Here is an 18320-nt window from a genome sequence, read left to right as displayed (position 1 = left end):
GATCGCGCGGCCGATCAGTCGAGGCAGAACTCGTTGCCCTCGGGATCGGCCATCACGATGTGGCCGGCGCCGAGCGGGGGTTCGGGCTCGTGGCGCCGGAGCCGGGTGGCGCCCAGGGAGACGAGCCGCTCGGCCTCCGCCTCCAGGGCCGCCATCCGCGCGTCACCCTCCAGCCCGGGGGCGGCCCGCACGTCGAGGTGTACGCGGTTCTTGGCCTGCTTCCCCTCCGGTACCCGTTGGAAGAACAGCCGTGGCCGGGCACCCTCGGGGTCGACCAGCCCCGAGGCGTCGTTGCGGTTCTCGGGCGGCACGCCCATCGCCTCCAGTGCCTGCTCCCACGTCTCGAAGCCCCCGGGCGGGGCCTGCAACTGGTAGCCGAGGACATCGGCCCAGAACGCCGCCAACCCGGCCGGGTCGGCGCAGTCGAAAGTGATCTGGACGTCGCGCGCCATCTCAGCTCGCCTCCTGTCGGGTCTGCCCATGAGTGTGCAGGTGGAGGTCCCGCAGCAGGCACACTTCGGACAGATGGTGGATCAGCTCGCGGTTGATGTGCAGCACCAGCTCCGCCAGGGAACGCTCGGCGTACGGGCCCTCGGCCTCCCCGCAGCGCCGGGCGAGGCCGCTCTCGCCGAGGGACTCGACCCCGGCCTGCCACCTGGCGTACTCCGTGTCGAGCTGGTCGAGCGCCCCGGTCGCGGTCGGGGCGTACTCGAACGACTGGTAGTCGGTGGGCGCGCGACCGAAGTGCGTGGCGTTGCGTACCGCGAGCACGCCGACGATCACGTGCCCGAGTCGCCAGGCGATCGTCGTGAACGGTGCCGGGTCGGGTGTCGGCATCGCGAAGTCGATGGTCATCCCGCCGGCCCCCGCCTGCAACGGTGCGGTACCGGTGCCGCGCGGGCGCACGTTCCAGCAGCCGGGTGCCGGCTCCCAGAAGTACTCGTCGTCGGTGAGTCCGTCGAGGCGGTCGCGTAGTTGGTTGGCCCAGTGCCAGGCGAGCTGGTCACGGAGCAGGGGATTCCAGGTCTGGTCGGTCATGGTCCCAGCCTCCCGTGGATAGCGGACAGGATCGTTCCGTTATCCGTGTAACGATGAGCCGGTGACTGTCGAGGCGACGACCGAGCGGGTCCTGCGCCTGCTGGCGCTGTTGCAGCGGCGGCCGTCCTGGACCGCCACCGAGCTGGCCGCCGAGCTGGGGGTCACCGACCGCTCGGTACGCCGCGACGTGGAGCGGCTGCGCGCGATCGGCTACCCCGTGCACGCGACGGCGGGCGTCGGCGGCGGCTACCAGCTCGGCGCGGGCACCCGGCTGCCGCCGCTGCTCCTCGACGACGAGGAGGCGATCGCGACGGCCGTCTCCCTGCGGCTGGCCTCGGGAGGCACGGTCACCGGGGCGGGCGAGGCGGCCCTGCGGGCCCTCACGAAGCTCGACCAGGTGATGCCGGCCCGGCTGCGCGCCGAGGTGCGGGCCGTGCACGGCGCCACCGAGACCCTCGTCGGCCCGGCGGTCGAGATCGACGCGGAGGTGCTGGTGACGCTCGCGCGGGCCTGCCGCGACGCCGTGCGGGTCCGGTTCCGGTACGCCGGCCGCGACGGCGGGGAGCACGAGCGCACGGTCGAGCCGGTGCGGATGGTCACGACCGGCCGCCGCTGGTACCTCATGGCCTGGGACGTCGACCGCGCCGACTGGCGCACCTTCCGGCTGGACCGGATGCGCGAGGTGGCGGCGACGACCTGGCGCTTCCACGCGAGGGAGCATCCGGATCCGGTCGCCTACGTGCAGCGGTCCGTGACCGGGGCGCCGTACCGCTATCTCGCCCGAGTGCGGGTGCGCGCCCACCCCGACCAGGTGCGGAAGCTGGTGCCGCCCCAGGTGGGGCGCGTCGAGGACGATCGCGACGGGTGGTGCGTGCTCGCCATCGGCGGGGACGACCTGGACTGGCTGGCCATGCACGCGGCCCGGCTGGGCTTCGAGGCGGAGGTGCTGGAGCCTCCGGAGCTGCGGGAGTCCGTCGTCCTGCTCGCCCGCCGCCTCGCGGCGATGGCCGGCACCGGCTGACCCGCAGCACCTAGACTGCCCGGGTGACCGGGGCCGGCGAAGTGGACGACGACGAGCCGGCCGAGGGCGTACCGGCGTCGGGGTGGCGGGCGGCGGCGGGCGACCGGCGCGTCTGGGCGATCCTCGCGGTGGTCGCGTTCCTGCTGGTGTGCTGCTGTTCCGCCGCCGCCGGGACGCTGCTCGCGCTCTCCGCCGGCCTGTTCGCCGCCTGACGCGGCACCGGGCCGCCTCGCGGCTCAGGTCACCCGCAGCTCCTCGACGGCCGTGCTCACGCGCAGGAAGAGCAGGCCGACGCCGACCGTCGCCAGCACCCCCGCCAGGGCGCCGGCCCCGAGCAGGGCCAGCTGTTCCAGCGGTACGTCGGGCGGCACGGTCACGTCCGGCATCGCCACGACCCGGGTGTGGCGCGCCCGGGTGGCGGGGTCGGCGCAGAGCTGCGCGGTGGCGTCGCAGGCCTCGTTGTAGTGCTCCACGGTCGGTGCCCGGAAGAGCCCCCGGGCCAGCAGCAGGCCCACGGCGAGCGCGACGGCCACCGCCGGCACGGCGGGGGCCAGCGACTGCCAGGCGATGGACCGGCCGAGCGTGGGCCGGGGCACCCCGGTCGCCACCAGGGCCGCGTACGCGCGCCGCCGGGCGGTGATCCCCTCCACCATCGCGACGACCAGCCCACCGGCGGCGACCAGCATGGCCACCGCCACCGCCAGGTCCACCAGGTCCATGGTCCGCAGGTAGAAGCCGTCGTCGCCGGCCAGTCCGCTGCCGGTCCGCCGGCTCAGCTCGCCCGCCGCGACGAAGTACTCCCGCAGCCCGGCCGCGCCCGCGCCGAGGAGCACCGCCGCCAGCAGGGCGGCGAAGGTGCGGCTGCCCGCCCACGGGTCGGCCGTCAACCGGCGGGCGGCGAGCAGCGCGGCCGGCCCCCGGGCGTAGCGGTGCAGCATCCGCCCGACCGTCCAGGAGATCCAGCCGGTGCCGACGACCACCCCGACCATCGCGGCCAGCCCGCCGCTGACCAGCAGCGCCGGCACCAGCCACGACGGCGGGTCGGTGTCGCGCCGGTCGTAGAGGCGGGTGACCGGTTCGACGGCGAGGAAGGCGGCCAGCCCGGCGCCGATGAGGACGCCCGCCCAGGGTCGGGGGCCGCGTTCCCGGCGGTGCGTACGCAGCACGCCGAACGGGGTCGTGCTCACCCGGCGCAGCATCAGCGCGGTGGCCAGCGCCGCCACGACCGGCAGCCCCGCCAGCACCGCCACCAGCACGCCGGGGGTGGGCAGCACGTCGGTGGGGAGGACGAGCCGGCCCTGGGCGTCGGGCCGGTCGAGCAGCTCCCGGCCGACGAAGTGGACCGACGCGCCGGCCAGCGTGCCGAGCAGGCTCGCCAGGCCGGCCTCCAGCACGGCGATCCGGGTCACCTGGCCGGGGGTGGCGCCGGCCAGCCGGAACGCGGCCAGCCGGCGGTCCCGCGCCGGGGCGCCGAGCCGGGCGCACTGCCCGGCCAACGCCAGCACGGGGATCATGAGCAGCAGCAGGGCGAAGGCCGTACCGCCGCGCAGCCCCGGCTCGACGAGCAGCTGGTTGGCGTACTGGTGGGACCAACGGCTGCCGTTGCCGTCGGTGGCGGGCGGGGTGGGGATGGCCAGCACGGTGAACGCGGCGAGGGCGACGAGGGTGGCCAGGGCGGCGCTGAGCGCGGTCAGCGCCACCCGGACGGTGTCGGTGCGGGTGCCGGCCAGGGCGAGGCGTACCAGCGTCGACGGTCTCACCGGCGACTGCCCGGCAGCGGGGCGTCGAGGCCGAGCCCGGTGTGGTCGACCATGCCGTCGCGGAGGATGACCTCGCGGTCGGCGTACGCGGCGATCTGCGGCTCGTGGGTGACCAGGACGACCGTGGTCCGCTGCTCGCGGGCGAGCCGGACCAGTTGGACGAGCACCTGCTCGCCGGTGAGCGTGTCCAGCGCGCCGGTCGGCTCGTCGGCGAAGAGCACCCGGGGCTCGGTGACCAGCGCCCGTGCCATCGCGCAGCGCTGCTGCTGCCCGCCGGACATCTCGCCCGGCCGGACGTCGGCCAGGTCGGCCACGCCGAGCCGGTCCATCCAGGACAGCGCCGCCGTCCGCGCCTCCCGCCGCCGGGTGCCGGCGAGGAGCAGTGGAAGGGCGACGTTCTCGGCGGCGGTCAGTTCGGCGACGAGCTGGCCGAACTGGAAGAGCACCCCGAACTCGGTGCGCCGCAGCCTGGATCGTGCCGCCTCGGACCAGGTGTCGATCCGGTGCCCGTTCCAGCTCACCTCGCCGGCGTCCGGGCGCAGGATGCCGGCGAGGCAGTGCAGGAGGGTGGACTTGCCGCAGCCGCTCGGGCCGGTGACGGCGACGATCTCCCCCTCGGCGACGTCGACGGTGACGCCGCGCAGCGCGGGTGTCCGCCCGTAGGCCTTGACCACGCCGCGAGCCTGAAGTTGCGTCACGAGTGCACCTCCCGGTGCCAGTCGGCGACGCGGCCCAGGGTGGTCTGCAACCACCGTAGGTCGGCGTCGAGATGGGCGATGGCGAAGTCGGCCGCGACGATGTCGTCGAGGCTGGCCGAGGGCGCCGTCTTCACTGCGGTCAGCTCGCGCAGCCGCTCGGTGTGGGCCTGTCGCTGCGCGACGAGGTAGGTCCGGGCCCGGTCCACGTCGGCCACCAGCAGCGCCACGACCACCTTGGCGAAGAGCGTGCTGGCGACGTACGGCATCGGCGGCTCGACCTCGGCGAGCCACCGCTGGAGCGCGGCCCGGCCGTCGGCGGTCAGCGAGTACGCGGTGCGGTCGGGACCGCCTTCGCGTTCCTGCCCGGCGGGTGCCACCAGGCCGTCCCGCTGCAACCGGCCGAGGGTCGAGTAGACCTGCCCGAAGGCCAGCGGCTTGGCGCGCGGCAGGCGCTCGTCGTGGGCGCGCTTCAGCTCGTAGCCGTGCCGGTTGCCGGCGGCCAGCAGGCCCAGCAACACGTGCGGTGTGGACACCGCGTCACTATTCACCCGGTGAATAGTGACTGTCAAGGAGACCCGCGCGGCGGGGATGCCGCGCGGGCCTGTGGCGCTTCGAGGTCAGGCGCCCGCCGACCAGCCCGGGTCCCGGCCGGTCAGGGCGAGCAGACGGTCGATCTCCGGGGCGTCCGACGACGACGTCCCCACCGGCTCCCCGAAGACGCCCTGCTTACGGGCCATCGGGCCCATCTGCTCGGTCAGGGCGTACAGCGGGGGCAGTGCCTCCGGCGCGGGGCGGAACGGCTGCCCGGTGGCGACGGCCAGGTCCCAGGCGTGCACCGTCAGGTCGAGCAGCACCATGGTGCCGACCGTCTCCTGCGGCAGCCCCATCCCGGGCGAGACGCCCTCCAGCGCGGCCGGATCCGACCACGCCTCGACCAGTTTCGCGGTCTCCGCCTCGAACCGGTCCCGCCAGCCCTCGGCCAGGTGGTCGGGTTTCTCCGCCCACTCGGGTTGCCCCCTGCCGGCGAGGGCCTGGAAGTTGACCACCACGTCGTAGAGGTGGTTGAGCAGGTCGCGCACGGCGTAGTCGCTGCACGGGGTCGGCAGGTCCAGTTGGTCGTCCGAGACGCCCCGGACCACTGCGACGGCACGGGGTGCAGCAGCTGCGAGCAGATCACCAGTCTTCGTGGCCATCAGCTCAGGGTACGAGGGTGGCCCCGCCGTCGCCGCCCCGCGCGAGGCCGGCTCAGTTGCGGCGGAGGGCCACCACGGCGACGTCGTCGTGGATCTCCGGCGGAGCCAGCTCGACCAGGAGCCGTTCGCAGAACCGGTCCAGGTCGTCGTCGACCCGGGTGGCGGCCACGGCCAGGGCGGCCAGCCCGTCGTCGATGGTGGTGTCCCGCCGCTCGATCAGCCCGTCGGTGTAGAACACCAGCGTCGCCCCGGCCGGCAGCACGAACTCCAGGTCGGGCGGCCGGGGGGCGCGGACCCCGAGCAGCGGGGCCGAGTGCTGCACGAACTCCACCTTGCCGTCGAGGCTGAGCGCCGGCGGCAGGTGCCCGGCGCTGGCCAGCCGGACCCGGCCGCTGGGCGGGTGCAGCAGCAGCACGCAGATCGTGGCCAGCTCGTCGGGGAGCAGGGTGCGCATGAGTTCGTTGACCCGGTGCAGGATCTCGCCCGGCTGGTGCCCCTCCACCGCGTACGCCCGCACCGCGTGCCGCAGCTCGGCCATCACCGTCGCGGCGTGCAGCGAGTGACCGGCCACGTCCCCGATCGCCAGCAGCAGGTGGCCGTCGAGCATCACCAGCTCGTAGAAGTCGCCCCCCACCTCGGTCTGCGCGCTCGCCGGCTCGTAGCGCACGGCCAGGTCGAGCCCGTTGACCTGCGGTATCCGGCGCGGCAGCAGGCTGCGCTGGAGGGTGACCGCGATGCGGTGCTCCTCGTCGAAGGAGCGCTGCGCCTCCACGGCCGCCGCCACGGCCTGGGCGAGCTGCCGCAGCACGGGGGTGTGGGCGGTCTGCGTGGCGGTGGGCACGACGACGTAGAGCGGCGCCCGGTCCTCGCGCAGCCGCGCGGCGGCCACCGTGACCGTGTCGTCCGCCGGCCACCCGACCAGGCCCCAGACGGCCGGATCGTCCACCCGGACCGTCGTCCCGGTCGGCACCCCGGTGTCGTCGACGATCCACCCGACGATCGTGGCCGTGCCGTCGGGGCCGTCCGCGATCCCGGCGATGCAGTCGCCGTCGAACGTCTCGGCGACCACGGCGGCCGGGCTCCTGAAGATCTGCGCGGCGCCAGCCGCCGCCGCCTCCAGCAGCCTCGCGAAGTTCGGGGCGGAGTGCACCGCCAGGGTGGTGTCGGCCAAGCCGAGGAGCCGTTCGGCGAGGAGTTCCGCGCGCTGGCGGGCCCGGTAGTAGCGCAGCACCGCGTGGGAGGTGGCGACCAGTTCCTCCGGCTCGATCGGCTCCGCCAGGTACGCGTCCGCGCCCCGGGTGAGCCCCTGCGCCCGGTCCACCACGTCCACCGCGTGCGCGGACACGTGGATCACCGGCATCGCCGGGTGCGCCGCCTTGATCCGCTCGCAGACCTCGAAGCCGTTCAGGTCGGGCAGCCGCACGTCGAGCACCACGAGGTCGATCGGGTCCACCCCGACCCGGGCCAGCGCCTCGGCGCCGTTCTCGGCCTCCAGCACCGCGAAGCCCGCCCGGGAGAGCCAGCTCACCAGGAGGTAGCGCTTGGTGGGGCTGTCGTCGACCACCAGTACTGTCGCCGGGCCGCCCTCCACGTCACGCTCCGCCCACGGGCAGGGTGACGGTGAACGTGCTGCCCCGGCCCGGCTCGCTGGACACCACGAGGCTGCCGCCGAGCAGGGTCACCAGCCGTCGCGCGTACGGCAGGCCGAGGCCCGTTCCGCCGACCCGGGTCGCGCCGGGCACCTGGTAGAACTCCTCGAAGATCCGCTCGCGCAGCTCCGGGGGGATGCCCGCGCCGGTGTCGGAGACGATGAGCGACCAGCGCTCGTCCTGCCGCTCCGCCCGCAGCCGGACCTCGCCGCGCTCGGTGAACTTGAGTCCGTTGTGCAGCAGGTTACGCAGGACCTGGGCGAGCAGCACCTCGTCCGTACGCAGCGTCGCCGGAACGGGCGGCTCCTCCACCACGAGCTCGACGTCGGGCCGGGTCGCCAGGGCCCGCAGCGTGCCGCGCAACTGGCCGAAGACCGGCCGCAGGTCGACCTCGGTCCAGTCGGGCTCGATCCGGCCCGACTCGGCCTTGGCCAGGTCGAGCAGCTCGTTGACCAGCGTGAGGAGGTCGCCCGCCGAGGAGCGGATCAGCCCGACCTGGCGGGCCTGCTCGGCGGTGAGCGGGTCGGAGGCGGAGTCGCCGAGCAGCCGGCCCAGGCCGATGATCGCGGTGACCGGGGCCCGCAGCTCGTGGCTGACGTTCGCCAGGAACCGGCTCTTCGACTCGCTGGCCGCGCGCAGCTGCGCGGACTTCTCGTCCAGCTCGGCGTAGAGGGCCACCACGCCGCGGTTGGTCTCCTCCAGCTCCTCGGTGAGCTGGTTGTAGAGCGCCATCACCCCTCTGTTGGTCTCGGCCAGCTCCTCGTTCAGGACGGCCAGCTCGTCGCGCTGGCTGCGTACCTCGTCGAGGGCGGCGATGAGCTGGGCGTTCTGGGCGGTCAGCTCGTCCAGGGCGCTGCCCGGGGCGTTCCGGTCGAGCTCGGACCGCAGCTCGGCGAGACGCTCGGGGGTCAGCACCTCTGCGGTGACCGGGACACGTCGGGACATCCTCACGACCGTAGCCCCCTCGCGTGTCGCCACGCCCAACTTGTCCACCAACCGCGCCACCGCACCGGACTGCGGCTCGTACCGCCCGCCGGGCAGCGGGCGCACGGGGACGAGGTCCACCCGCAGGTGCCGCCTGCCGTCGACGGCGTCGTGGACGAGGGCGAAAGCCACCTCCGCCCCGCCGACCGAGTGCAGCAGGTCGCGGGCGACCTCGCTGAGCGCCGTGGCGATGCGTACCTGGTCCTGGTGCTCCAGGCCCACCGCGGCGGCGACCTCACGGCCCCGCTGCCGGACGACGAAGATGTCGTGTTCGACCCGCAGCGCCATCTGCAGCAGCGGCGCCCCGGCGGACCCGGTCACGACCAGGCCCGGGCGGCCAGGACGCAGGCGTCGTCGCGGCGCGTGCCGGCGTCACGCAGCACCGTCGCGGCCACCATCAGGGGCGACCGGTCGGCGAGACCGGGATAGTCGGCGAGCTGCCAGCGGTCGACCACCCCGTCACTGTGCATGACCAGCAGGGCGTCGGCGTCGAAGGGGTAGTCGTACTCCCGGACCGAGGGTCGCTGGTGCCCGGCGATGCCGGGCAGCGAGACCAGGCCCCGCCGCTTGCCGTCGCCGCCGATCACGGCGGCGGAGATGTTGCCCAGCCCCGAGTAGCGCAGCACCCCGGCCGACGGGTCCGGCTCGGCCACGGCGAGCGCCGCGCCCCGGGTGTGCGACATCGAGCGGTGCAGGTGCGCGACGACCGCCGACGGGGTCCCCGCCGGCGCCTTGCGGAACGCGTCGAGCGCGGCGTCGGTGGCGGCGGAGGCGAGCGGGCCGTGTCCCAGGCCGTCGCAGACCAGCACCTGGCGCCGGCCCTCGACGATCCGCCACGCGTACCCGTCGCCGCAGACCGACTCCCCGGGTATCGGCCGGCTGAGCGCGCCGGCCCAGGGCCGCTCGTGCCCGCCGTCGGGCTTCGGCCAGACCTGGACGGCGAGGACGGTGCCGCGTTGCGGCCGGGAGTAGCAGTCGAACCAGCTCGCCTGCCGGACGATCGCGCCGAGGCCGATGCCGAGCGTCCCGACGGTGGAGTGCCCGTCCTCGAAGGAGGCGGTGAGGTCGGCCATTCCCGGCCCGGAGTCGAGGGCGACCAGTTCCACGCCGGCCTCCCCGTCGCGCCGCACCGGCCGCAGCAGCACCACACCGTCGTCGGCGTGCTTGACCAGGTTGCTGGTCAGCTCGGCGGCGACGATGGACAGGTCGGCGATACGGGCGTCGCCCAGTGCGAGTTGGGCGCCGAGCCGTTCGGCGGCCCGACGCGCCGTGCTCGCCGCGCTGCCGCTCTCGACCCGGTACCAGACTCCGCGGTCGGAGACCACGTCGTCGTTCATCGGGCCCATTTGGTGACCGTGATCCGGGTTCCCTCACCCGCGGCGGTCTGGATGTCGAACTCGTCGACCAGCCGGCGGGCGCCGCTGAGCCCGAGTCCGAGCCCGCCGCCGGTGGTGTAGCCGTCGGTCAGCGCCAGGTCGAGGTCGGCGATGCCCGGGCCGGAGTCGGCGAAGACGATCCGCACGCCCCGCCGCCGGCCGTTGTCCACGATGGCCACCTCGACCGAGCCGCCGCCGCCGTACACCAGGGTGTTGCGGGCCAGCTCGCTCGCCGCGGTGACGACCTTGGTCTGGTCGACCAGCGAGAGCTTGACCGCCACCGACACGGTACGCACCAACTGCCGGACGCGTACCACGTCCTCGTCGCTGCGGATCGCCTGCGCCTGCGGCTGGCCCAGGTCGACTCCGGCGGTCATGACAACGCCGTCGTCTCGGCGTCCGGTTCGTCGTCGAACGCGAGCTCATGCTCGTCGGCGTGGGCCGCCGCGATCAGCTCCATGCCCCGCTCGACGTTGAGCGCCGTCCGGATGCCGTTGAGCGACAGGCCCAGCTCGACCAGGGTGATGGCGACGGCGGGACGCATCCCGACCACGACCGTCTCCGCGTCGAGCACCTTGGAGATCGACGCGATGGTCGACAGCATCCGCCCGACGAAGGAGTCGACGATGTCCAGGGCGGTGATGTCGATGATCACGCCGTGGCAGCCGGTGGCGACGATCCGCTCCGCGAGGTCGTCCTGGAGCTGGACCGCCGTCTGGTCGGACATGTCGAGCAGGATGGAGACGAGCAGGATGTCGCCGATCTTGAGGATCGGCACCCGCTCCATCAGGCCTCCCGGCGCTGGCGGCGCCCGGTCTCGACCCCGGCGAGCCGGAGCACGTGCCGCAGCGCGTCGGCGAGGCTGGCCTTGGTGGCGATGTCGCCGAACTCGATGCCCAGGGCCACGATGGTCTGCGCGATCTGCGGCCGGATGCCGGAGATGATGCAGTCGGCGCCCATCAGCCGGGCGGCCACCACGGTCTTGAGGATGTGCTGGGCGACCTGGGTGTCCACCGCCGGTACGCCGGTGATGTCGATGATCGCGTAGGGCGAGCCGGTGTCGACCAGGGTCTGGAGCAGCCGCTCCATCACCACCTGGGCCCGGGCCGAGTCGAGGGTGCCGACCAGCGGCACGGCGACGACGCCCTCCCAGAGCTTCACGACCGGGGTGGACAGCTCCAGCAGCTGCTCCGCCTGGTCGGCGATGAGGCTCTCGCGGGTGCGCACGAAGCTCTCGAAGGTGAAGAGCCCCATCTCGTCGATCAGACCGGTGAAGGCGACGTAGTCACGCAGCGTGTCGGAGCCGCCCTCGGCCTCCATCAGCTCCAGCAGCACCTCCTTCAGCGCGAACACGCTGAAGGAGGTCTCGGAGGCGGAGAAGCCCTGCCGGGCGCGCCCACGGGACAGCTCGGAGAGCACGGCGCGCAGCTCCGTGGCCTGCTCGGAGTCGAGGTCGACGGCGCCCTGGGCGCAGGCGGTGATCATGCTAGAGTGCAGCTCCTGCATCTGCCGGCGCAGCTCTCCCTGGCTGAGTCGCCCGCGCAGGGACCCGGCGACGATCTCTGCCCAGCGGTGCGTGATCCGTTCGGCGTGACTGGTCAGCAGACCGGACAGCCGGCTGCTTTCCTCAGCGTTCAACGCCATGGTGAAACCCCCTTCGACCTCGACGGCGGACTCTATCACCGGGGGTCGGAGCGCTACTTGTCGCAGGGCAAACGAATGAGGACGGCCACCGGATACCGCATCCCGTTCTGCGTACCACCCCGATCGTGGGATACCGTTTCCCCGATAACAGGAGGTCTGGCGAATGTCCTTGACGGTGCACACGGAACAGCGCGGCGACGTGGTCGTCGTATCGGTCGCGGGCGAGCTGGACATGGCGACCGCACCGCAGCTTCAGGACCAGATCACCGACCTGCTCGACAAGGGCCGCAGCCGGCTCGTCTTCGACCTGGCGAACGTCTCGTTCTGCGACTCCACGGGGCTGTCGGTGTTCGTCCGTGCCAAGAACAGCTGCGACGAGGCGGGCGGCGTGGTACGGCTGGCCGCCCCGCAGCGGGGCGTGCTGCGCATCCTCGAGGTGAGCGGTCTCGTCGAGGTGCTGCACACCTACCCGACGGTCGACCAGGCCGTGGCCGGCGATCCCACGCCGGCCACCTCCTGACGGTTCCTCCTCACGCCTCGTCCTCGATGTGTCGGGGACGGGCGATCACCATGCCCGCGCCGGTCTGCACGGCGAGCGCCGCCAGCAGGAACCCGATCGGGACGGTCCACCCGCCGGTCGTCCCGTAGAGGATGCCCACCAGCAGTGGCCCCAGCGCGGCGATGAGGTAGCCGACGCTCTGGCTGAACGCGGAGAGCGCCACCGTCCCCTCGGTGGTCCGGGCCCGCAGTCCGATGGTGGCCAGGATCATCGGGAAGGCGCTCTGCCCGATCGCGAGCAGCACCACCCAGAGCAGCGCCCCGTCGTGCGGCGCGACGGCCATCCCGACGTAGGCGAGGGCCATCGCGGCGGAGAGCGTCAGCACCAGCGGGTGCAGGGTGCGCAGCCGCCCGGCCAGGGTCGGCATCAGCAGGGCGATCGGCACGCCCAGCGCCGTCACACCGGCGAGCAGCAGACCGGCGTCCTGCGGCCGGTAGCCGGCGTCGCGGAAGAGCTGGGCCAGCCAACCCATGATCGCGTAGGCGCCCAGCGACTGGGTCCCGAAGTAGACCGCCATCGCCCAGCCGAGCCGGGTCCGCCCCGGCCGGATCCGGCGGGGACGGGGCGCCACCGCCGCCGGGGTCGCCGCCCGTCGGGCCGCGCGCGCCCGCAGCGCCAGCGGCACCCACGGGAGTACGGCCACCAGGGCCAGCCCGGCCCACACGGCGAGCCCGGCCCGCCAGGTGCCGAAGACGTGCGCCACCGGCACCGCCGCCGCGGCGGCCACCGTGGCGCCCACCGTCAACGTCATCGAGTACGCCCCGGTGACCAGTCCGATGCGGTGCGGGAAGTACTGCTTGACCAGCAGCGGAAGCAGGACGTTCGCCACCGCGATCCCGGCCAGCGCGAGGGCGCTGCCGGCGATGAAGACCAGCGCGGAGTCCGTGCCGACCCGGACGAGCTGCCCGGCGGCGAGGATCAGCATCGCCACCACCAGCACCCGGGCCGGGGAGTTCCGGCGGACCAGCCGGGGGGTGAGTGACCCGAAGACGGCGAAGGCCACCGCGGGCAGGGTGGTCACGACCCCGGCCAGCGCCCCGGAGAGGGCCAAGCCGCCGCGTACCTCGTCGAGCAGGGCGCCGAGGCTGGTGATCGCGGCCCGCAGGTTGAGCGCCACGAGCAGCATGCCGACGAGCACGAGCAGCCCACCGGCGACCGGTCCGGCCGGCTTGGGGGTGGCGCCGACGGGACCGGCGGCCGTCGCATCCGCCGGTGCGGGCACGTCGTCCGGCCCGGCGATCGTCTCCCGCACGGAACGCGGTGAGGTTCCGGCGTCGACGGCAGCGGTGGTTGGCGGGGTCATGCGTCCGAACCTACAATCATGGGATGAATTCCGGGCAGGTGTTGTAACCAGTGCCACCGTCGGTTGATTCCGCCGCCGCGCCACCCAGGGGCCACCGGGTGCGGCAGACCATCGCCCAGCTCAGGGAGCGGATCCTCGGCGGCGAGTGGCCGGTCGGCGGGCGGATCCCCACCGAGCCGCAGCTGGTCGCGGCGCTCGGCGTGGGCCGCAACACGGTCCGCGAGGCGGTGCGGGCGCTGGTGCACGCCGGGGTGCTGGAGTGCCGGCAGGGCTCCGGGACGTACGTGGTGTCGACCGACGAGCTGGCCCCGGTGGTGGCCCGCGGGCTCACCGCCGACCGGATGGCCGAGGTGGTCGAGGTGCGCCGCGCCTTCGAGGTGGAGGCCGCCCGGCTCGCCGCGTTGAGGCGTACGACCGAGGACCTGGCGGCCCTGGACGGCGCGCTCGCCGCCCGCGAGGCGGCCTGGCGCGGCGGCCGGGTCAATGAGTTCGTGGAGGCCGACGCGGCGCTGCACACCGCCGTGGTCGCGGCGGCGCACAACGGCATGCTCGCCGAGCTGTACGCCTCGGTCGGGACGGCGCTGCGCAGCACGATCACCCAGTCGATGGGCGACGCGCTGGAGCCGGAACGCTACGTCGACCACTCCCGGCTGGTCGAGGCGATCCGGGCCGGCGACCCGGGCCGGGCGGCGATCGAGGCCGGCGCTTTTCTGGAGCCCTCGCCCGGGGCATAGGTTGTGCCGGACGGAAGACCGGACACCTCGGGAGTACGGATGCTCAAGGGCTTCAAAGACTTCATCATGCGCGGCAACGTCGTCGACCTGGCGGTCGGTGTCGTCATCGGCGCCGCGTTCACGGGCGTGGTCACCCAGCTCACCAAGTCGTTCCTGGAACCGCTGATCCGGGTCTTCGTGCTGCTCATCACGGGCAGCGACAAGGGCCTGGCCGGCACTGCCCCGATGTTCCGCGGCATCGCCTTCGACTGGATCGCGTTCGTGAACGCGCTGATCACGTTCCTGCTCACCGCGGGGGCGCTCTACTTCATCGTGGTGTTCCCGATGAACAAGCTGGCCGAGCGGCGCAAGCGGGGCGAGGAGCCGCCGCCGAAGGCGCCGAGCGAGGAGGTCCGGCTGCTCACCGAGATCCGCGACGCCCTGGTCGCCGCCGGCCACACCACCCCCGGGCAGCGGCGCGGGGCGCTCGACGAGGTGCTCGGCCGCCGGGAGGAACCGCCCACTCCGCGCTGAACCCGGCGCACGCACATCGGCCCCTGCGGGAATCCCGCAGGGGCCGCACATTTTCGTACGCCTGTTCGATAGAGTCCCGCCATGGAGCAGCGGAAGCACTGGTGGAACGGGAAATGGGGCCGGCTGGCCCGGCGCGACGTCTTCCTTCGGGTGGACGCCGACCGGTGGCACGTCGAGCAGCGCGCCGGCGGCTCCGAGGGCGTCTCCCGGTTCTACGAGTACGGCACCGCCGAGGAGGCCGAGGAGACGGTCCGGGCGCTGCTCCAGGGCACCGACACGTGGCGCGAACTCTCCCCCCGCCCCCCAACGCGGTGAGAGACCCGTCGAGATCTTGGACAGTTGGCGTTCGGCCCGAGCGACAACTGTCCAAGATCTCGACGGTGGTTTAGCCGGAGCGGGGGCCGGGAACCGCCCCGGGATGGAGCAGCAGGGCACCGAGCGGCAGGCGACAGTTTCCCGGGTCACCACGGGCATGCGGGTGATCGACGTCGACGGCACCGAGTTCGGCACCGTCGACCTGGTCCAGCGGGGTGATCCCAACGCGGTGACCGTGCAGGCCCCCACCGCCGACCCGGGCAGCAGCCTGGACGAGCTGATCGAGTCGACGGCCGTGGAGGAGCCGGACGTACCGGCCGACCTGGCGGCCCGGCTGCTGCACAGCGGCTACCTGAAGGTCTCCACCGACCTGGTCCGCACCGGCGCGGTCTACGTGCTCGCCGAGCAGATCGCCGCCGTCACCGACGACCAGGTACGCCTCGACGTGCCGGCCCGCGACCTGCCGCCGGAGGAGTGACACCCACCCGCCCGGTCCCGGTCGGCCCCGCCGACCCACTCGTGACAGGTTCCACCGCCGGCCCCGGCGACCCGCTCGTGACAGGTTCCACCGCCGGGCCCGGCAACGCCGTCGCGGCGGGTGCGGGCGCCGGCTCCGGCGCGGTCGGCCCGGCGGAGCGGTGGCGGAAGAGCAGGAGCATCACCCCGCCCGCGACCAGGCCCCAGAACGCGCCGCCCACGCCGAGCAGGGTCACCCCGGAGGCGGTGACCACGAAGGTGACCACGGCGGCCTCCCGGTCCGCCGGTTCCGCCAGCGCCGAGGTGAGCGCGGTGGCCAGCGCGCCGAGCAGCGCCAGCCCGGCGACCGCCTCGATCAGCACCGGCGGGGCGAGCGCGACCAGCGCGGTGGCCGCCCCGGCGCCCAGCCCCAGCAGGGCCAGCCCGGCCCCGGCGGTGACCGAGGCGATCCAGCGGCGGTCCGGGTCGGGATGGGCGTCCGGGCCGGCGGCCAGGGCGGCGGTGATCGCGGCGAGGTTGACCGCGTGTCCGCCGGCGGGCGCGGCGAGCACGGTGGTCAGTCCCGTGGCGCGCAGCGCGGCGCCGAAGGGCGGCCGGTAGCCGTAGCCGACCAGCACCGCCATCCCCGGTACGTTCTGCGCGGCCATGGTGACCAGGAAGAGCGGCAACGCGAGGCCCACCATCGCGGAGACGTTCCAGGTCGGCGCGGTCAACTCGACCGCGGGCAGCAGCCGCGCGCCACCGAGCCCGGCGACCGGGGTGGTCAGCGCGATCGCCGCCACCGCGACGACCAGCGCGCCCGGCACCGCCCACCGGCGGGCGAACCGGTGCAGCAGCAGCCAGGCCAGCACCACGGGGACGGCCAGCCGGGGCACCTCGACCAGCGCGCGGACGGGGGCGGTGCAGAGCGGCAGCAGGACCCCGGCGAGCATCGCGCCCGCGATCGGCCGGGGGATCGCCGCGACGGCCCGCCCGAGGGCGGGGAACAGCCCGGCGGCCACGATCAGCGCACCCGAGACGAGGAACGCCCCGACGGCGACGGGCCAGCCGCCGGGCACCGTGCCCGTGGCGACCAGCAGCGCCGCGCCGGGGGTGGACCACGCGACGCTCATCGGGATCCGGTGGCGCAGGCCCAGCCAGACGGCGGAGATCCCGGCGGCCACGCACACCGCCAGCAGCCCGGAGGCGGCCTGCGCGTCCGAGGCGCCGACGGCCCGCAGGCCGGCCAGCACCACCGTGAACGAACTGGCGAACCCGACCAGCGCGGTCACCACGCCCGCCAGCACCGGTTGCGACCGTCCCGCCATCCCCGCCTCCCCCGGCCGTTCCGTTTACGGAACAAGAACCTGTAGCACCATAGCGGGGTGCCGCAGACGTCACCAGTCCACCGATCGGCCCCCGATCCGGGCGCCGAAGCCGTCGGTCGCCGGATACGTGCCCTGCGCGAGGAGCGCGGGATGTCGCTGTCCGCCCTCGCCCGGCTCGCCGGGGTGGGCAAGGCGACCCTCTCCGGCCTGGAGAACGGCACCCGCAACCCGACCCTGGAGACGCTCTACGCGATCACCGCGCAGCTCGGCGTACCGCTGACGGCCGTGCTCTCCGGCCCGGCGACCGGGCCGGTCGTCCGCGGCGCCGCGGTCAGCGCCATCCTGCTGGAGGTCTTCGAGGACAGCGACGCCACCTACGAGCTGTACCGGATGCTGGTCGCGCCCGGTCCGGAGCAGCTCTCCCCCGCCCACCAGAAGGGGGTCACCGAGCACGTCACCGTCTTCTCGGGCGTGCTGCGCGCCGGCCCGGTCGACGCGCCGCTGACCGCCGCCGCCGGCGGGCACCTGCGCTGGGCGTCCGACGTGCCGCACGTGTACGCCGCCGTCGGCGACGAGGAGGTCGCCGCCAGCCTCCTGCTGCGCTACCCCCGCCCCTGAGCACCCGCCGGCCGGACCGCGCGCGTGGCCCGCACCGGCCCCGTCGGGCGTCGGCTCAGCCGTCGACGGGGGTCGGCACCGGCAGCCGCCGCTGCACCGCCCAGATCGCCGCCTCCGTACGCGACGCCGACCCGGTCTTGCGCAGCAGGTTGGACACGTGCACGGTGACCGTCCGCACCGAGATGCCGAGGGCCCGCGCCGCCTGCTTGTTGGACATCCCGGCGACCAGGCAGCCCAGCACCTCGATCTCCCGCCCGGTCAGCTCGGCGTCCACCGGATCCACCGGCCGCTGCGACGCGATCCTCGGCGGGCGCGGGGCGGGCGGCGGGCGGAGCAGCGCCTCGGGCCCCCGGCCGGCGTGGGCGGCGAGCAGCTCGGTCAGCGCGTACGGGTTGCCGCCGGTGCGCTGCCAGACGGCGCGCACCAGCCGGCCGGACGGGCGCGGGTCCGCGTACACCTGGGTCAGCACCTCGGCGACCTCGGCCGGGAGCAGGGGTCCGAGGTGTTGGCGGACGGCGCCCCGGACGCCGCAGAGCCGGGCCAGGGCGCGGACCGCGAGGTCCGGCGCGACGGCGTCCTCGGCGGGTCGGCTCGCCACCACCAGCAACGCCGGCAGGTCGGCGGCGGTCGCCAGCTCGCCGACCAGGTTCAGGCTGGCCGGGTCGAGGGCGTGCAGGTCCTCCACCACCAGTACGGCCGGGCCGGCGCCGACGAGCAGCCGGACGACCCGCACCGCGAGGCGGAGCAGGGTGCCCGGCGCGTAGCGCTCGCGCGGCGCGGTCGGCTGCTGGGCGAGCCAGGCCAGCGCGTCCGGCGGCAGGTCGAGCCGGCTCGTGTCCCGGCCCGTGAGAACGGCGGCCAGCCAGTCGTACGGGGCGGGGTCGTGCACGCGGGCGGCGCCGGAGAGCACCACCGCCGGTCGGGGGGCGAACGCGTCGAGGGCGGCCGCGACCAGCAGGGACTTGCCCACCCCGGCGGCTCCGGTGATCACCGCGACGGTCGGCGCGGACCGTCGGCCGGGGACCACGGTGGACCACGCCCGGTCGAGCTCGACCAGCTCGCCGGCGCGTCCGACCATCGACACCGGCATCATTCCCCAACCCTACGCAGTAGTGCGTAGAGACGGCGGCA

Annotated in this window: 23 protein-coding genes; 8 read left to right on the top strand and 15 right to left on the bottom strand. The window is 74.3% G+C overall.

Going from position 1 to position 18320, the window contains the following annotated elements; all coding sequences use genetic code 11:
- Positions 1-14: 14 nt before the first annotated feature.
- Together ACPXCB_RS15340 and ACPXCB_RS15335 are read right to left on the bottom strand one after the other, a co-directional pair.
- Positions 15-452 carry a VOC family protein gene (locus ACPXCB_RS15340; protein WP_425875942.1) on the bottom strand — a complete coding sequence of 146 codons (438 nt, stop codon included), beginning with the start codon at positions 450-452 and terminating at the stop codon, positions 15-17.
- Position 453: 1 nt separating this feature from the next.
- Positions 454-1038, bottom strand: a complete 585-nt coding sequence (locus ACPXCB_RS15335) for a DinB family protein (protein ID WP_425875940.1) — start codon at positions 1036-1038, stop codon at positions 454-456.
- Positions 1039-1099: 61 nt separating this feature from the next.
- Here ACPXCB_RS15335 and ACPXCB_RS15330 point away from each other — a divergent pair, with 61 nt between their 5' ends.
- Both ACPXCB_RS15330 and ACPXCB_RS15325 read left to right on the top strand, forming a co-directional pair.
- Positions 1100-2059 carry a helix-turn-helix transcriptional regulator gene (locus tag ACPXCB_RS15330; protein ID WP_425875938.1) on the top strand — a complete coding sequence of 320 codons (960 nt, stop codon included), beginning with the start codon at positions 1100-1102 and terminating at the stop codon, positions 2057-2059.
- A gap of 23 nt (positions 2060-2082) precedes the next feature.
- Positions 2083-2271 (top strand): hypothetical protein, encoded by a 189-nt coding sequence (locus tag ACPXCB_RS15325; protein ID WP_425875936.1) that lies wholly within the window; start codon positions 2083-2085, stop codon positions 2269-2271.
- 24 nt (positions 2272-2295) lie between these two features.
- Here the strand turns inward: ACPXCB_RS15325 and ACPXCB_RS15320 are convergent, their stop codons facing one another.
- From ACPXCB_RS15320 to ACPXCB_RS15275, 10 genes are all read right to left on the bottom strand, one after another.
- Entirely contained in the window at positions 2296-3819 is a 1524-nt protein-coding gene (locus tag ACPXCB_RS15320; RefSeq protein WP_425875934.1) for an FtsX-like permease family protein, read from the bottom strand.
- Positions 3816-4517: an ABC transporter ATP-binding protein gene (locus ACPXCB_RS15315; protein WP_425875932.1), complete on the bottom strand. Its 702-nt coding sequence runs from the start codon at positions 4515-4517 to the stop codon at positions 3816-3818. Before ACPXCB_RS15315 ends, ACPXCB_RS15320 begins: the two co-directional genes overlap by 4 nt.
- Positions 4514-5050 (bottom strand): PadR family transcriptional regulator, encoded by a 537-nt coding sequence (locus ACPXCB_RS15310; RefSeq protein WP_425875930.1) that lies wholly within the window; start codon positions 5048-5050, stop codon positions 4514-4516. Before ACPXCB_RS15310 ends, ACPXCB_RS15315 begins: the two co-directional genes overlap by 4 nt.
- An 84-nt stretch (positions 5051-5134) precedes the next feature.
- Positions 5135-5710, bottom strand: coding sequence for a TIGR03086 family metal-binding protein (locus ACPXCB_RS15305; protein WP_151452599.1), 576 nt, complete (start codon positions 5708-5710; stop codon positions 5135-5137).
- Between the two features lie 52 nt (positions 5711-5762).
- Positions 5763-7301 (bottom strand): SpoIIE family protein phosphatase, encoded by a 1539-nt coding sequence (locus tag ACPXCB_RS15300; protein ID WP_425875928.1) that lies wholly within the window; start codon positions 7299-7301, stop codon positions 5763-5765.
- 1 nt (position 7302) lies between these two features.
- The gene (locus ACPXCB_RS15295) at positions 7303-8631 is read right to left on the bottom strand and encodes an ATP-binding protein (protein WP_425876175.1); all 1329 of its coding nucleotides are present in this window, start codon (positions 8629-8631) and stop codon (positions 7303-7305) included.
- Between the two features lie 29 nt (positions 8632-8660).
- Positions 8661-9689, bottom strand: coding sequence for a SpoIIE family protein phosphatase (locus tag ACPXCB_RS15290; protein WP_425875926.1), 1029 nt, complete (start codon positions 9687-9689; stop codon positions 8661-8663).
- A complete protein-coding gene (locus tag ACPXCB_RS15285; protein ID WP_425875924.1) occupies positions 9677-10096 on the bottom strand; it encodes an ATP-binding protein in 420 nt (139 codons plus the stop codon). Before ACPXCB_RS15285 ends, ACPXCB_RS15290 begins: the two co-directional genes overlap by 13 nt.
- On the bottom strand, positions 10093-10506 hold the full coding sequence (locus tag ACPXCB_RS15280) for an STAS domain-containing protein (protein WP_425875922.1): 414 nt from the start codon (positions 10504-10506) through the stop codon (positions 10093-10095). Before ACPXCB_RS15280 ends, ACPXCB_RS15285 begins: the two co-directional genes overlap by 4 nt.
- On the bottom strand, positions 10506-11363 hold the full coding sequence (locus ACPXCB_RS15275; RefSeq protein ID WP_425875920.1) for an STAS domain-containing protein: 858 nt from the start codon (positions 11361-11363) through the stop codon (positions 10506-10508). Before ACPXCB_RS15275 ends, ACPXCB_RS15280 begins: the two co-directional genes overlap by 1 nt.
- Before the next feature lie 163 nt (positions 11364-11526).
- On the opposite strand from ACPXCB_RS15275, the gene ACPXCB_RS15270 reads away from it, so the two are divergent.
- Positions 11527-11883, top strand: a complete 357-nt coding sequence (locus ACPXCB_RS15270) for an STAS domain-containing protein (protein WP_091624489.1) — start codon at positions 11527-11529, stop codon at positions 11881-11883.
- A 10-nt stretch (positions 11884-11893) separates the two neighbouring features.
- Here the strand turns inward: ACPXCB_RS15270 and ACPXCB_RS15265 are convergent, their stop codons facing one another.
- Positions 11894-13225 (bottom strand): MFS transporter, encoded by a 1332-nt coding sequence (locus tag ACPXCB_RS15265; protein ID WP_425875918.1) that lies wholly within the window; start codon positions 13223-13225, stop codon positions 11894-11896.
- A 50-nt stretch (positions 13226-13275) separates the two neighbouring features.
- Between ACPXCB_RS15265 and ACPXCB_RS15260 the strand changes: the two genes are divergently transcribed.
- The 4 genes from ACPXCB_RS15260 to ACPXCB_RS15245 all read left to right on the top strand — a co-directional run bounded on the left by ACPXCB_RS15260 (position 13276) and on the right by ACPXCB_RS15245 (position 15265).
- Positions 13276-13959, top strand: a complete 684-nt coding sequence (locus tag ACPXCB_RS15260; RefSeq protein WP_425875917.1) for a FadR/GntR family transcriptional regulator — start codon at positions 13276-13278, stop codon at positions 13957-13959.
- Positions 13960-13998: 39 nt separating this feature from the next.
- Entirely contained in the window at positions 13999-14472 is a 474-nt protein-coding gene (gene mscL, locus ACPXCB_RS15255) for a large conductance mechanosensitive channel protein MscL (protein WP_425875915.1), read from the top strand.
- Positions 14473-14553: 81 nt separating this feature from the next.
- The gene (locus ACPXCB_RS15250; protein WP_425875913.1) at positions 14554-14787 is read left to right on the top strand and encodes a hypothetical protein; all 234 of its coding nucleotides are present in this window, start codon (positions 14554-14556) and stop codon (positions 14785-14787) included.
- A gap of 103 nt (positions 14788-14890) precedes the next feature.
- Entirely contained in the window at positions 14891-15265 is a 375-nt protein-coding gene (locus ACPXCB_RS15245; RefSeq protein ID WP_132232266.1) for a hypothetical protein, read from the top strand.
- Here ACPXCB_RS15245 and ACPXCB_RS15240 read toward each other — a convergent pair.
- Entirely contained in the window at positions 15207-16571 is a 1365-nt protein-coding gene (locus tag ACPXCB_RS15240; protein WP_425875911.1) for a benzoate/H(+) symporter BenE family transporter, read from the bottom strand. The genes ACPXCB_RS15245 and ACPXCB_RS15240 overlap by 59 nt on opposite strands.
- A 150-nt stretch (positions 16572-16721) precedes the next feature.
- Here ACPXCB_RS15240 and ACPXCB_RS15235 point away from each other — a divergent pair, with 150 nt between their 5' ends.
- The gene (locus tag ACPXCB_RS15235) at positions 16722-17189 is read left to right on the top strand and encodes a helix-turn-helix domain-containing protein (RefSeq protein WP_425875909.1); all 468 of its coding nucleotides are present in this window, start codon (positions 16722-16724) and stop codon (positions 17187-17189) included.
- Between the two features lie 55 nt (positions 17190-17244).
- Here ACPXCB_RS15235 and ACPXCB_RS15230 read toward each other — a convergent pair whose 3' ends face one another.
- Positions 17245-18282, bottom strand: coding sequence for an AAA family ATPase (locus ACPXCB_RS15230; protein WP_425875907.1), 1038 nt, complete (start codon positions 18280-18282; stop codon positions 17245-17247).
- Positions 18283-18320 lie beyond the last annotated feature (38 nt).

Source organism: Micromonospora sp. DT62 (assembly GCF_049847285.1).
Lineage (GTDB): Bacteria > Actinomycetota > Actinomycetes > Mycobacteriales > Micromonosporaceae > Micromonospora > Micromonospora reichwaldensis.
The sequence above is the reverse complement of the archived record's forward strand: the minus strand, read 5'-3'. Positions and strand labels throughout refer to the sequence as shown.

What these genes read in the sequence shown, in the direction of transcription:
- ACPXCB_RS15340 (WP_425875942.1), bottom strand. Translation starts at nt 452, where the DNA reads ATGGCGCGCGACGTCCAGATCACTTTCGACTGCGCCGACCCGGCCGGG.
- ACPXCB_RS15335 (WP_425875940.1), bottom strand. Translation starts at nt 1,038, where the DNA reads ATGACCGACCAGACCTGGAATCCCCTGCTCCGTGACCAGCTCGCCTGG.
- ACPXCB_RS15305 (WP_151452599.1), bottom strand. Translation starts at nt 5,710, where the DNA reads ATGGCCACGAAGACTGGTGATCTGCTCGCAGCTGCTGCACCCCGTGCC.
- ACPXCB_RS15295 (WP_425876175.1), bottom strand. Translation starts at nt 8,631, where the DNA reads ATGGCGCTGCGGGTCGAACACGACATCTTCGTCGTCCGGCAGCGGGGC.
- ACPXCB_RS15290 (WP_425875926.1), bottom strand. Translation starts at nt 9,689, where the DNA reads ATGGGCCCGATGAACGACGACGTGGTCTCCGACCGCGGAGTCTGGTAC.
- ACPXCB_RS15285 (WP_425875924.1), bottom strand. Translation starts at nt 10,096, where the DNA reads ATGACCGCCGGAGTCGACCTGGGCCAGCCGCAGGCGCAGGCGATCCGC.
- ACPXCB_RS15280 (WP_425875922.1), bottom strand. Translation starts at nt 10,506, where the DNA reads ATGGAGCGGGTGCCGATCCTCAAGATCGGCGACATCCTGCTCGTCTCC.
- ACPXCB_RS15275 (WP_425875920.1), bottom strand. Translation starts at nt 11,363, where the DNA reads ATGGCGTTGAACGCTGAGGAAAGCAGCCGGCTGTCCGGTCTGCTGACC.
- ACPXCB_RS15270 (WP_091624489.1), top strand. Translation starts at nt 11,527, where the DNA reads ATGTCCTTGACGGTGCACACGGAACAGCGCGGCGACGTGGTCGTCGTA.
- ACPXCB_RS15265 (WP_425875918.1), bottom strand. Translation starts at nt 13,225, where the DNA reads ATGACCCCGCCAACCACCGCTGCCGTCGACGCCGGAACCTCACCGCGT.
- mscL (WP_425875915.1), top strand. Translation starts at nt 13,999, where the DNA reads ATGCTCAAGGGCTTCAAAGACTTCATCATGCGCGGCAACGTCGTCGAC.
- ACPXCB_RS15250 (WP_425875913.1), top strand. Translation starts at nt 14,554, where the DNA reads ATGGAGCAGCGGAAGCACTGGTGGAACGGGAAATGGGGCCGGCTGGCC.
- ACPXCB_RS15245 (WP_132232266.1), top strand. Translation starts at nt 14,891, where the DNA reads ATGGAGCAGCAGGGCACCGAGCGGCAGGCGACAGTTTCCCGGGTCACC.
- ACPXCB_RS15240 (WP_425875911.1), bottom strand. Translation starts at nt 16,571, where the DNA reads ATGGCGGGACGGTCGCAACCGGTGCTGGCGGGCGTGGTGACCGCGCTG.
- ACPXCB_RS15235 (WP_425875909.1), top strand. Translation starts at nt 16,722, where the DNA reads ATGTCGCTGTCCGCCCTCGCCCGGCTCGCCGGGGTGGGCAAGGCGACC.
- ACPXCB_RS15230 (WP_425875907.1), bottom strand. Translation starts at nt 18,282, where the DNA reads ATGATGCCGGTGTCGATGGTCGGACGCGCCGGCGAGCTGGTCGAGCTC.